This is a genomic window from Pseudomonas sp. MDT2-39-1 (assembly GCF_054898085.1).
In genome coordinates, this window is record NZ_CM142716.1 from 5532815 (window position 1) to 5546064 (window position 13250).

Here is a 13250-nt window from a genome sequence, read left to right on the forward strand (position 1 = left end):
GCAGAGCATGTTCCGTAATTCGTATATTCAGCAGAACTCTGATATCCAGGCCGCAGGCGGCCTGGTCCCGATGGTTGTCGAGCAGTCCGCTCGTGGCGAGCGCGCCTACGACATTTACTCGCGTCTTCTCAAGGAGCGAGTGATCTTTCTGGTTGGCCCGGTAGAGGACTACATGGCTAACCTGATTTGTGCGCAATTGCTGTTCCTTGAAGCGGAAAACCCGGACAAGGACATCCATCTCTATATCAACTCCCCGGGCGGTTCGGTGACAGCGGGCATGTCGATCTACGACACCATGCAGTTCATCAAACCCAACGTATCGACCACCTGTATCGGTCAGGCGTGCAGCATGGGCGCGTTTCTACTGACGGCCGGTGCTCCGGGCAAGCGCTTCTGCCTGCCGAACTCACGCGTGATGATTCACCAGCCACTGGGCGGCTTCCAGGGGCAGGCGTCGGATATCGAAATCCATGCCAAGGAAATCCTCTTCATTCGTGAGCGTCTCAACACGCTGATGGCCAAGCACAGCGGGCACACTCTTGAAGAGATCGAGCGTGATACCAACCGCGATAACTTCATGAGTGCAGAAGCCGCGCGTGAGTACGGGTTGATCGATGAAGTGATCAGCCAGCGCCCCGCTTAAAATAAGCAGCTCAAAATAGGGTTGGTCGGCTGGTCCGATCACCTGCGGGCTTGAAAAAGCCCGCAATAGCCTTCATCTTGTGTTGCAAGCCTATCGGATTTGGATCGAACGAATGACTGACACCCGCAACGGCGAGGACAACGGCAAGCTGCTCTATTGCTCCTTCTGTGGCAAAAGCCAGCATGAAGTGCGCAAATTGATTGCCGGCCCCTCGGTCTTTATCTGCGACGAGTGCGTTGACCTGTGCAATGACATCATCCGTGAGGAGGTGCAGGAAGCTCAGGCCGAAAGCAGCGCGCATAAATTGCCTTCGCCTAAAGAAATCAGCGGCATCCTTGATCAGTACGTGATTGGTCAGGAGCGTGCGAAAAAGGTTCTGGCCGTAGCGGTGTACAACCACTACAAGCGTCTGAACCAGCGTGACAAAAAGAATGACGACGTCGAACTCGGCAAAAGCAACATCTTGCTGATCGGCCCGACAGGCTCGGGTAAAACCCTGCTTGCCGAAACACTGGCTCGCTTGCTGAACGTTCCGTTCACCATTGCCGACGCAACCACCCTCACCGAGGCGGGTTACGTGGGTGAAGATGTCGAGAACATCATTCAGAAGCTGCTGCAGAAGTGCGATTACGATGTAGAAAAAGCCCAGATGGGCATTGTTTACATCGATGAGATCGACAAGATCTCGCGCAAGTCTGACAACCCGTCGATCACCCGAGACGTTTCCGGTGAGGGCGTGCAGCAGGCCCTGCTCAAGTTGATCGAAGGCACGGTCGCTTCCGTTCCACCTCAAGGTGGTCGCAAGCATCCGCAGCAGGAATTCCTTCAGGTCGACACCCGTAACATCCTGTTCATCTGCGGCGGTGCGTTCTCCGGTCTGGAAAAGGTTATTCAAAACCGTTCCACCAAGGGCGGCATTGGCTTCAACGCGGAAGTTCGCAGCAAGGAAGAAGGCAAGAAAGTCGGTGAATCCCTGCGTGAAGTCGAGCCTGACGATTTGGTCAAGTTCGGTCTGATCCCGGAATTCGTCGGTCGTCTGCCGGTCCTTGCCACGCTGGACGAGCTTGATGAAGCTGCGTTGATGCAGATTCTCACCGAGCCGAAAAACGCTCTGACCAAGCAGTATGCCAAGCTGTTCGAGATGGAAGGCGTGGACCTGGAATTCCGGGCCGACGCGCTGAAATCGGTCGCCAAACGTGCCCTGGAACGCAAGACCGGTGCCCGTGGACTGCGTTCGATTCTCGAAGGTGTATTGCTCGACACTATGTATGAAATCCCCTCGCAGTCCGAGGTGAGTAAAGTAGTGATCGACGAAAGCGTTATAGAAGGCAAGTCCAAGCCACTGTATATCTACGAAAACAGTGAGCCTGCTGCCAAGGCTGCGCCAGACGCTTAAGCGTCAGGCAGCTGGAACAAAGAAGGGGCCTTCGGGCCCCTTTTCTTTTGTGGGAGCGAGGCTTGCCCGCGAAGACGGCCTTGCAGCCGACTATTTTCTGAAGCTGCCACAGGTTGCGGGCCGCAATTGGACAATCTTTTAAGTGGTTCTTTTATCCGCTTGTTTTTTTCGAAACTAGCCCCCATCTTGGTTTCAAGCTTACTTCCATCTGTTTACGGCCTTATGGCCGCCGTAGAGGCGAAATCATGAAGACAACCATCGAATTGCCTCTCCTGCCATTGCGTGATGTTGTGGTTTATCCGCACATGGTTATCCCGCTGTTCGTGGGGCGCGAGAAATCCATCGAAGCCCTCGAGGCCGCGATGACGGGCGACAAGCAGATCCTTCTGCTGGCTCAGAGAAACCCTGCTGACGACGATCCCGGTGAAGATGCACTTTATCGCGTAGGTACAATTGCGACCGTTCTGCAGCTGCTCAAGCTGCCTGACGGCACCGTCAAGGTTCTGGTCGAAGGCGAGCAGCGGGGCGCCGTGGAGCGCTTCAGCGAAGTGGACGGCCACTGCCGTGCCGAAGTCTCGCTGATCGACGAAGTCGACGCGCCTGAGCGCGAGTCGGAAGTGTTTGTACGCAGCCTGCTGGCTCAGTTTGAACAATATGTGCAGCTGGGCAAGAAAGTCCCGGCTGAAGTCCTGTCGTCGCTCAACAGCATCGACGAGCCGGGTCGCCTGGTCGACACCATGGCCGCCCACATGGCCCTGAAGATCGAGCAGAAGCAGGAAATCCTCGAAATCATCGATTTGTCGGCCCGGGTCGAGCACGTCCTGGCGTTGCTGGATGCCGAGATCGATCTGCTGCAAGTCGAAAAACGCATTCGCGGTCGTGTCAAAAAACAAATGGAGCGCAGCCAGCGCGAGTACTACCTGAATGAGCAGATGAAGGCCATTCAGAAAGAACTCGGCGACAGCGACGAAGGCCACAACGAAATCGAAGAGCTGAAAAAGCGCATCGATGCCGCCGGCCTGCCGAAAGATGCCTTGGCCAAAGCCCAGGGTGAGCTGAACAAGCTGAAACAAATGTCACCAATGTCCGCGGAAGCGACGGTGGTGCGTTCGTACATCGACTGGCTGGTACAAGTGCCGTGGAAGGCTCAGAGCAAAGTGCGTCTGGACCTTGCGCGCGCAGAAGATATTCTCGATGCAGACCACTACGGTCTGGAAGAAGTCAAAGAGCGGATCCTCGAATACCTCGCCGTGCAAAAGCGCGTGAAGAAAATTCGCGGGCCTGTGTTGTGCCTGGTCGGTCCTCCAGGTGTGGGTAAAACCTCTCTGGCAGAGTCCATCGCTCACGCCACCAACCGCAAATTCGTCCGTATGGCCCTCGGTGGCGTACGTGATGAAGCGGAAATCCGTGGTCATCGCCGGACTTACATCGGTTCGATGCCAGGAAGATTGATTCAAAAGATGACAAAAGTGGGCGTCCGCAACCCGCTGTTCTTGCTCGACGAAATCGACAAAATGGGCAGCGACATGCGCGGCGATCCGGCGTCGGCGTTGCTGGAAGTGCTCGACCCTGAGCAGAACCACAACTTCAACGATCACTATCTGGAAGTCGACTACGACTTGTCCGATGTGATGTTCCTTTGCACTTCGAACTCCATGAACATTCCGCCGGCGCTTCTCGACCGGATGGAAGTGATTCGTCTGCCGGGTTACACCGAAGACGAGAAGATCAACATCGCCGTCAAATACCTTTCGCCAAAGCAGATTACGGCCAACGGCTTGAAGAAAGGCGAGCTGGAATTCGACGCCGAAGCGATTCGCGACATTATCCGCTACTACACTCGCGAAGCCGGTGTGCGTGGGCTGGAACGCCAGATTGCCAAGGTTTGCCGCAAGGCGGTCAAAGAGCATGCAATGGAAAAACGCTTCTCGGTGAAGGTCACTGCCGAGATGCTGGAACACTTCCTGGGCGTGCGCAAATTCCGCTACGGTCTGGCTGAATCGCAGGATCAGATCGGTCAGGTGACCGGGCTGGCCTGGACTCAGGTGGGTGGCGAATTGCTGACCATCGAAGCCGCTGTCGTGCCGGGTAAAGGCCAGTTGATCAAGACCGGTTCGTTGGGCGATGTGATGGTCGAATCGATCACCGCCGCGCTGACCGTTGTCCGCAGCCGCGCGAAGAGCCTGGGGATTCCCCTGGACTTCCACGAGAAGCGCGACACGCACATCCACATGCCGGAAGGGGCGACCCCGAAAGATGGCCCTAGCGCCGGTGTAGGCATGTGCACGGCCCTGGTGTCGGCATTGACCGGGATTCCGGTACGTGCGGATGTCGCCATGACAGGCGAAATCACCCTGCGTGGTCAGGTATTGGCGATCGGCGGTCTCAAGGAAAAACTGCTGGCTGCTCACCGTGGCGGAATAAAGACAGTGATCATTCCTGAAGAGAACGTACGCGATCTGAAGGAAATTCCTGACAATATCAAGCAAGATCTGCAGATTAAACCGGTTAAATGGATTGACGAGGTCCTGCAAATTGCGCTGCAATACGCGCCGGAGCCGCTGCCTGATGTGGTTCCAGAGATAGTTGCAAAGGATGAAAAACGCGAGTCTGACTCTAAGGAAAGAATTAGCACGCATTAGTACGCATTTGCCTGGGTGGCTTGTTGACAGCTTTTTAGAGCCCTTGTTATAAAGCGGCTCTTAAGTGTCTGTAGGCCATTCAGCACTCGTTTTTGCTTTCACCAAAAAACTTAGAATCATACTCAAATAGATATAAGGGGACTTAGAGTGAACAAGTCGGAACTGATTGATGCTATCGCTGCATCCGCTGATATCCCGAAAGCTGCTGCTGGCCGTGCGCTGGACGCTGTAATCGAATCCGTCACTGGCGCTCTCAAGGCTGGCGACTCTGTTGTTCTGGTTGGTTTCGGTACTTTCTCCGTCACCGATCGTCCAGCTCGCATTGGTCGTAACCCACAGACCGGTAAGACGCTGGAAATCGCAGCAGCCAAAAAACCAGGTTTCAAAGCCGGTAAAGCACTGAAAGAAGCTGTCAACTAAGTTCACTTCAGGTTTTTGCCTATCCGGGTCGGGGTCATGCCTGACCTGGCAGCGGAGCGGTAGTCCAGTCGGCAAGTTGCCGGTCCGAGACACCGAGGGTCGCAAGTTCGAACCCTTGGTCCGCTCCGCCAGTTACGAGAAGGCGCATCCTCGGATGCGCCTTTCTTCTATCCGGATTCTACCCACGCTCCACGGTTGCCTAATTTTGAAGTTCAACCGTTTCTGGGGGACGCATGCTGCAGAATATCAGGGACAATTCACAAGGCTGGATTGCCAAGACCATTATCGGGGTCATCGTTGCACTGATGGCTTTGACTGGTTTCGACGCCATTTTTCAGGCCACGACCAGTCGTAATGACGCGGCCAAGGTGAACGGCGAAGAAATCAGCCAGAACGAGCTGAGCCAGGCGGTCGATATGCAACGCCGTCAGCTCATGCAACAGCTGGGCAAGGATTTCGATGCTTCCTTGCTCGACGAAAAAATGCTGCGCGAATCGGCCCTCAAAGGCTTGATCGACCGCAAGCTGCTGCTGCAAGGCGCAGAAAACTCGAAATTCGCTTTCTCCGAAGCGGCTTTGGACCAAGTGATCCTGCAAACGCCTGAATTCCAGGTGGATGGCAAGTTCAGTCCAGAGCGTTTCGACCAGGTGATTCGTCAACTCGGCTACAGCCGCATGCAATTCCGCCAGATGCTGGCTCAGGAAATGCTGATCGGTCAGCTGCGCGCTGGCCTGGCGGGTAGCGGCTTCGTCACCGACGCACAGGTTCTGGCCTTCGCCCGTCTGGAAAAACAGACCCGCGATTTCGCTTCCCTGAACGTCAAGGTTGACCCGGCAGCGGTGAAGCTGACGGACGATGAGGTCAAGGCCTACTACGACGAGCACGCCAAGGAATTCATGACGCCGGATCAGGTAATCATCGATTACCTCGAATTGAAAAAGTCTTCCTTCTTTGATCAGGTCGCCGTCAAGGACGAAGACCTGCAAGCGGCGTATCAGAAAGAAATCGCGAACTTGTCCGAGCAACGCCGGGCTGCGCACATTCTGATCGAAGTGAACGATAAGGTGACCGAGGCGCAAGCCAAGGCCAAGATCGAAGACATCCAGGCACGTCTGGCCAAAGGCGAGAAGTTCGAGGCACTGGCCAAGGAATTCTCCCAGGATCCAGGTTCGGCGAACAATGGCGGTGACTTGGGCTTCGCAGGCCCTGGCGTCTACGATCCAGCGTTCGAAACAGCGCTTTATGCGTTGGCCAAGGATCAGGTATCGGTACCGGTTCGCACCGACTTCGGTTTTCACCTGATCAAGCTGTTGGGCGTTGAAGCACCGGAAGTTCCAACGCTGGCCAGCCTGAAAGACAAGCTGACCCGCGAGCTGAAAACCCAGCAGGTCGAGCAGCGTTTCGTCGAGGCGACCAAGCAACTGGAAGACTCCTCGTTCGAATCTTCCGATCTGGCCCAGCCGGCGCAAGACCTGAAGCTGACTGTTCACACCTCCAAGCCGTTTGGCCGTGAGGGTGGCGAGGGTGTTTCGGCCAACCGTGCCGTGATCACCGCTGCGTTCAGTCCTGAAGTGCTGGATGAAGGTGCCAATAGCACCGCCATCGAGCTGGACCCGGAAACCGTGATCGTGCTGCGTGCCAAGGAGCACTTGAAGCCTGCGCAACTGCCGCTTGAAAGCGTGAATGCCAGCATTCGTGCGCAGTTGGCCAAGGAGCACGCCAGTGCTGCCGCCAAGACCAAGGCTGATGAGTTGATCGCCAGCCTGCGCGATGGCAAGACCCCGCTGAACAAGGCGATCGACGGTCAGAACTGGAAAGTGACTGAAGCCGCTACTCGCGCTCAGGAAGGGATTGACCCGACTGTGCTGCAAGCGCTGTTCCGCATGCCTAAACCTGCCGCCAAGGACAAGCCGACCTTCAGCAGCGTGACCCTGGCCGATGGTAGCCTGGTGATCGTGCGTCTGAACGGCGTGAACGAAGCCACAGCGCCGACCGACGAAGAGAAGGCTCAGTACCGTCGCTTCCTCGCCTCGCGCATTGGCCAGCAGGACTTTGCGGCCTACCGCAAACAGCTGGAAAGCCAGGCCGAGATCAAGCGTTTCTGATGCTCGACTGAGTTGCCTGCTACACAAAAACCCCGGCCGAAAGGCCGGGGTTTTTTTATGCATGCGATTTTCGAGGCTGGATGCAATCCCCGGTAGGAGCGAGCCTGCTCGCGAAAGCATTGTGTCAGTCGACATCTATTTCGAATGTCAGCGGAATCCTTTGATCTTCCCTCGAAAAGGACTTTTTCCCATAAACGACAGTCAGTAAACATGTAAATGTTTTAAGACCCTAATCGATGCTCCGCTAAGCATCGATCTGTTGCACAATACGCCCCGGACTGTTTTCCTCAGGATGTTCAATGTTTAAATCAATTCCCATGCGTGTTGCCGGGCTGGCGCTGTTGCTGGCCGCTGTTGCCGGCTGCTCGTCGAAGAAAACCCCCATCTATGAGCATGAGAACTTCGATGACTCCGGGACGTTTTCGCGCAATTACCCGGTGACTGATGCGCAGACGTGCGAAGCCGCCCGTCGGGCGTTGCTCAGCCAGGGCTACATCATCACCAGCGCCGACCCGAAACTGGTCAGCGGACACAAAAGCTTCCAGCAGACCGGCGAAACGCACATGGAGATCAGCTTCAGTGTGGTCTGTGCCGATGACGGCAGTGAGGGTCATCATGCGACCATGTTCGCCAACGCCCTGCAGGATCGCTATGCACTGAAGAAGACCAACAACTCCGCCAGCGTTGGTGTGGGCGTGTTGGGTTCGGTGTCGATGCCGATCGGCTCGTCCGACGATTCGATGGTCAAGGTCGCCAGCGAAACCGTCTCGTCGGCCAAGTTCTACGAGCGTTTCTTTGCACTGGTGGAACTGTTCCTGCCGCCGGAAGCGAAGAAGGCCGCGCACATCACCGAGAAGCCGAAAACCGACCTGGGCGTGCCTGAGGCCAAGGCTGCTCCGGCGCCTTTGGCCCCGACGCCGACGCCGACGCCGGCACCTGCGACGGCACCCGCACCAGCGTCTGCGGCTGAACCTGCTCCAGCACCTGCTGCCTCGGAACCAGTCGCACCACCGCCTGAAACAGCGCCGATCACCCCGGTTGAAAGCCCGGAACCAGCTCCGTCGTCGGAAACCGTTACGCCACCGCCGCAATCCAGCCTGCCGCCACCGAGCGAGCCTATTTCGGCCATGCCGACCACCAGCCAGTAATCGGTATGCATTCGGGACCGTGTCAGATGACACCGTTCCCGAAATGGCTTTTAAATTGATCCGCGTCAACCCGGGCTGTAGTCCTACAGCCTCTATCGAAAAAATCCTGTGATAAATTCCTGACCGCCTGCTACGTTTTATAAGTAGCCGCTGAGCGGTGCGCCCGCGTCATTTTTCTTTCATGCGCGCACTTTATGCTCAAGGCGTTGGTCATTAATTCAGGCATTTTTAAACGAGCGGTAGGGGGATTTCACAATGGACGATTATCAAGAAGAGTTGCTTGAGTATCAGGCGTTTGAACTGGATCCCTTGGAACCAGCGGAAGACGCTACAGAGCTGTAAGTATCACGCGGATTGGCGATGGCTGCGGCGAAACTCGCCGGGTGTCTGGCCGTTCCAGCGTTTGAAAGCTCGCTGGAAGGCTTCGGCCGATGCAAAACCCAGTAGGTAAGCGATTTCACCGAACGCCAGTTCAGTGTCGCGAATGTAGGTCATGGCCAGGTCGCGGCGAGTGTCGTTGAGAATGGCGCGAAATTGCGTGCCTTCCTCGGCGAGTTTGCGACGCAAGGTCCAGGTTGGCAGCTTCAGGCGTGCCGCCACTTCTTCCAGGTCGGGTTCTCGGCCACCATTGAGTAACGGCCCCAGCAACTGAGTGATGCGTTCACGCAGGCTGCGGGTGCGTGTCAGTTGCTCCAGTTCCCGTTCACAGAGTTGCAGCAAGTGTCGCCAGGTGCTCGGGCAGTGCTCCGGATTGCGCTGGGCGAGGCTGGCCAGACTCAGGCGCAGTTGGTTGTGTTCGGCGCCGAACTGAATCGGACAGTCGCCCAGCACCGCATACGCCTCACGGTAATCCGGCTCGCAGAACTCGATTTCGATTCGCTCGGCGCGAAGCGGGGCAGGGCTCACGCTGGACAATTGATGCAGCCACCCGGCGATGATCGAATCCACCACGAAGCGGTTGTAGGCGTTGTAAGGGCTGATGGAGTAGAACCGCAGCCATGCGCCCTGAGCGTCTTCGTGGAAACTCGACTGGCCGCGATAGTTGGAGCCATACAAGGCTTCGAAGCGAATCAGGCAGCGCGCCGCTTCTCGAACCGTCGGTGCCTGAGCGGCGGTGACTCCCGCCAGACCGGCCTGACTCAGACGACTGAGCTGGCCCATGCGCAAACCCAGCGCCGGGTCTTCGGTCAGTTGAATGGCACTGTGGCCCAGGCGCATGTAGCGCGGGATCGACAGCCGCGCCCCCGCTTCGGCCAAGCGCGCTGCATCGAGGCCGTATTGTTCAAGCAACGGTTGCGGGTCCATACCATGGCTGCGCACGGCGTCGGTCAGGCTATGAACGAAGCCCACCGACAAATCCCCAAGGCGCATCGGCAGCGGTTTCATGGCTTACAACCAGAGATTCAGCAACCGCGCACCACGGGCATTGCCGTCGGCGAACTGTTGCCCATTGTTGCTGAGAAAACTTTGACCCGCGCTGCCCTTGTCCCAGAACTGACCGCGCAGAAACACGCTCATGCCGGCAATCGTTTGGCTGCTGGGCGGTTGGCCGGTCAGTGTCAGACGATGCCAGGCCTGGCCTTCACTGAGTTCACCAGCCTTGAGACTGACCGAGCCAGGCGTCGACAAACCCTTGTAACCACGCCACGGTTTGTCCCAAGTGTCACGACCGACGACATACGCGGGAACCGCGACCAGGTGGGCGCCTTGGGCGTCAAGTTTGCGGTAGTTGTCCGGGTACCAGCTGTCGCTGCCGATCAACACGCCCAGGCGTCCTGCCGGGGTGTCGACGACGTTGAGCGTATGCTCGCCATTGGCTTCGATAACGTCTTGTTCAGCAAACACCGGATGCATCTGGCGTTGCGGCTGGCCGACCGGCAGTCCATCGCGACCGAACACCACGCTGCTGTTGTACAACGCGCCGTGGCCGACTTTCAGCGTACCGTCGATGATGCTCGGCTCAGGCAACACAATCGTGCCGGCCACCAGGGTGACGTGGAACTCCTTCGCCAGCCCCCCGAACAGTGCCTGATAGTCCTTGGCCATGCCTTTGGCCTTCATCCGCAAGTGAGCGTCGTCGAGACGGCTTTCGCCCTTGGCACTGATCAGCGCGCGGACGAACTGCACGGGATTGCTCACCGCCAGCCAGTTCATCGCTTCCTTCAGCGTGGTCGCCTGGTACAGCTCATCTTTCTCGCCGCTGACCATCAGCCAGGTGCCGATGTGTTCGGGCAACACGACGATGGTTTTCTCGTTCAGCAAGCCTTGGTCCTGAGCCTTCTGCAGATAGGCGGCAAGCTTGCGGTGCAGGCGTTCGGGGCTTTGATAGTCGGTGGGGAACAGCTCGGGCTGGATGCCCAGCAGATTGCCACGATCAGCGGGTGTGCCTTGATCGACCGCGAGATTGATCCGCAGGTCCGACAGGTAATGACCCACCGGACGGTCCGCGGCCCACATGGCGTAGGTCGTCAGGGCGGCAATCAATGCCATGGAGAAAGTCAGGTACAGAAGTTTGCGCATGGGGAAACAGTCGACAGTCGTGTGCAGGGTTCGCGCCTAGGGTAGGGCGCATGCCGGCGCTTGCCAAGGGGCGCTGCACATTTGGATCAATAAGTTGTCAGTTTCGGTCATTGAGTGACAGGGGCGCGACTCTTAGTCTGTCCAACATGACTGACGGGAGCCGAAGAGCTCCTGCATTTTTTCCGTGATCGCTCGATGTGGAGTTACAAATGGCCGCCGCTCATTACCCGCACCTGTTGGCCCCGCTGGACCTGGGTTTTACCACGCTGCGCAACCGCACCTTGATGGGTTCGATGCACACCGGTCTTGAGGAGAAGCCCGGCGGTTTCGAACGCATGGCGGCGTACTTCGCCGAGCGTGCTCGCGGCGGTGTTGGCCTGATGGTCACCGGCGGCATTGGCCCGAACGATGAGGGCGGGGTGTATTCCGGCGCGGCCAAACTGACCACCGAGGAAGAAGCACTCAAGCACCAGATCGTGACTCGTGCGGTGCATGAGGCGGGCGGCAAGATCTGCATGCAGATCCTCCACGCCGGTCGTTATGCCTACAGCCCGAAACAGGTCGCACCGAGCGCCATTCAGGCACCGATCAACCCGTTCAAGCCTAAAGAGCTGGACGAGGAAGGCATCGAGAAGCAGATCAGCGATTTCGTCACCTGCTCGACCCTGGCACAAAAAGCCGAGTACGACGGCGTCGAGATCATGGGCTCGGAAGGGTATTTCATTAACCAGTTCCTCGCCGCCCACACCAACCACCGCACCGACCGTTGGGGCGGCAGCTACGAAAACCGTATGCGCCTGCCGGTGGAAATCGTCCGACGCGTACGTGAAGCCACAGGCCCGAACTTCATCATTATCTTCCGCCTGTCGATGCTCGACCTGGTGGAAGGCGGCAGCACTTGGGAAGAGATCGTGACCCTGGCCAAAGCCATCGAGCAGGCCGGTGCGACCATCATCAACACCGGCATTGGCTGGCACGAAGCGCGGATTCCGACCATCGCCACCAAAGTGCCGCGTGCGGCGTTCAGCAAAGTCACCGCCAAGCTGCGCGGTTCGGTGAACATTCCGCTGATCACCACCAACCGCATCAACACCCCGGAAGTGGCCGAGCAGATTCTGGCCGAAGGCGATGCCGACATGGTCTCCATGGCGCGGCCGTTCCTCGCTGACCCGGATTTCGTCAACAAGGCGGCCGCTGGCCGTGGCGATGAAATCAACACCTGCATCGGTTGCAACCAGGCGTGCCTGGATCACACTTTCGGCGGCAAGTTGACCAGCTGCCTGGTGAACCCACGCGCGTGCCATGAAACCGAGCTCAACTACCTGCCGGTGCAGCACATCAAGAAAATCGCCGTGGTCGGTGCCGGTCCTGCGGGCCTGTCCGCGGCCACGGTGGCGGCCGAGCGGGGTCACGCGGTGACGCTGTTTGATTCGGCCAGCGAGATTGGCGGTCAGTTCAACATTGCCAAGCGTGTACCGGGCAAGGAAGAGTTCTTCGAAACCCTGCGTTACTTCAACCGCAAGCTGCAGACCACCAACGTCGAGGTGTGCCTGAACACCCGTGTCGACGTGGCAAAACTGGTTGAGGGCGGTTACGACGAAATCATCCTGGCCACCGGCATTGCCCCAAGAACTCCGGCGATTCCTGGCGTTGAAAACGCCAAGGTGCTGAGCTACCTGGACGTGATCCTGGAGCGGAAACCGGTGGGCAAGCGCGTGGCGGTGATTGGCGCGGGCGGTATCGGTTTCGACGTGTCGGAATTCCTCGTTCACCAAGGCGTGGCCACCAGTCAGGACCGCGAAGCGTTCTGGAAAGAGTGGGGCATCGACACGCATCTGGAAGCGCGCGGCGGTGTCGCCGGTATCAAGGCTGAACCGCATGCACCGGCGCGGGAAGTGTTCCTGCTGCAACGCAAGAAGTCCAAGGTCGGTGACGGCCTGGGCAAGACTACGGGCTGGATTCATCGCACCGGTCTGAAGAACAAGCAGGTGCAGATGCTCAACAGCGTTGAGTACCTGAAAATCGACGACGAAGGCCTGCACATCCGCATCGGCGAAACCGGCGAGCCGCAGGTGCTGCCGGTGGACAACATCGTGATCTGCGCCGGGCAGGATCCGCTGCGTGAATTGCAGGACGGTTTGGTGGCAGCGGGGCAGAACGTGCATTTGATCGGTGGCGCGGACGTGGCGGCGGAGCTGGATGCCAAGCGCGCGATCAATCAGGGTTCGCGGTTGGCTGCTGAGTTGTAATCAACACAACCTCTGTGGCGAGGGAGCTTGCTCGCCGTAGGACTCCCTCTATCAGCGATCGTGTTGTTTCAGATTAATCACTGTCGCCGGTTTTGCGGCTGCTGCGCAACCGAACGGGAGCAAGCTC

9 protein-coding genes and 1 tRNA gene are annotated in these 13250 nt (G+C 57.8%); 8 read left to right on the plus strand and 2 right to left on the minus strand.

The annotated features are described in order from the left end of the window. Positions 1–7 precede the first annotated feature (7 nt). From clpP to ACYZTM_RS25770, 7 genes are all read left to right on the plus strand, one after another. Positions 8–643, plus strand: coding sequence for an ATP-dependent Clp endopeptidase proteolytic subunit ClpP (clpP, locus tag ACYZTM_RS25740; protein ID WP_054053844.1), 636 nt, complete (start codon positions 8–10; stop codon positions 641–643). 112 nt (positions 644–755) lie between these two features. Further along, entirely contained in the window at positions 756–2039 is a 1284-nt protein-coding gene (gene clpX / locus ACYZTM_RS25745) for an ATP-dependent Clp protease ATP-binding subunit ClpX (protein WP_007946893.1), read from the plus strand. Positions 2040–2284: 245 nt separating this feature from the next. Then, positions 2285–4681, plus strand: coding sequence for an endopeptidase La (gene lon / locus ACYZTM_RS25750; RefSeq protein ID WP_007946894.1), 2397 nt, complete (start codon positions 2285–2287; stop codon positions 4679–4681). Positions 4682–4828: 147 nt separating this feature from the next. Beyond that, positions 4829–5101, plus strand: a complete 273-nt coding sequence (locus ACYZTM_RS25755) for an HU family DNA-binding protein (protein ID WP_002552737.1) — start codon at positions 4829–4831, stop codon at positions 5099–5101. A 53-nt stretch (positions 5102–5154) separates the two neighbouring features. Next, positions 5155–5232 (plus strand) — tRNA-Leu (locus ACYZTM_RS25760). Between the two features lie 102 nt (positions 5233–5334). After that, positions 5335–7206: a SurA N-terminal domain-containing protein gene (locus ACYZTM_RS25765; protein ID WP_131061964.1), complete on the plus strand. Its 1872-nt coding sequence runs from the start codon at positions 5335–5337 to the stop codon at positions 7204–7206. Between the two features lie 299 nt (positions 7207–7505). Next, positions 7506–8354 (plus strand): DUF2242 domain-containing protein, encoded by an 849-nt coding sequence (locus ACYZTM_RS25770; RefSeq protein ID WP_461985339.1) that lies wholly within the window; start codon positions 7506–7508, stop codon positions 8352–8354. A gap of 345 nt (positions 8355–8699) precedes the next feature. Here ACYZTM_RS25770 and ACYZTM_RS25775 read toward each other — a convergent pair whose 3' ends face one another. Both ACYZTM_RS25775 and ACYZTM_RS25780 read right to left on the minus strand, forming a co-directional pair. Next, positions 8700–9740 carry an AraC family transcriptional regulator gene (locus tag ACYZTM_RS25775; protein ID WP_131061966.1) on the minus strand — a complete coding sequence of 347 codons (1041 nt, stop codon included), beginning with the start codon at positions 9738–9740 and terminating at the stop codon, positions 8700–8702. Positions 9741–9743: 3 nt separating this feature from the next. After that, complete coding sequence (locus ACYZTM_RS25780) at positions 9744–10874, minus strand: carbon-nitrogen hydrolase family protein (protein ID WP_131061967.1); 1131 nt, start codon at positions 10872–10874, stop codon at positions 9744–9746. Between the two features lie 209 nt (positions 10875–11083). On the opposite strand from ACYZTM_RS25780, the gene ACYZTM_RS25785 reads away from it, so the two are divergent. Further along, on the plus strand, positions 11084–13123 hold the full coding sequence (locus ACYZTM_RS25785) for an oxidoreductase (RefSeq protein WP_461985343.1): 2040 nt from the start codon (positions 11084–11086) through the stop codon (positions 13121–13123). Positions 13124–13250: the final 127 nt, after the last annotated feature.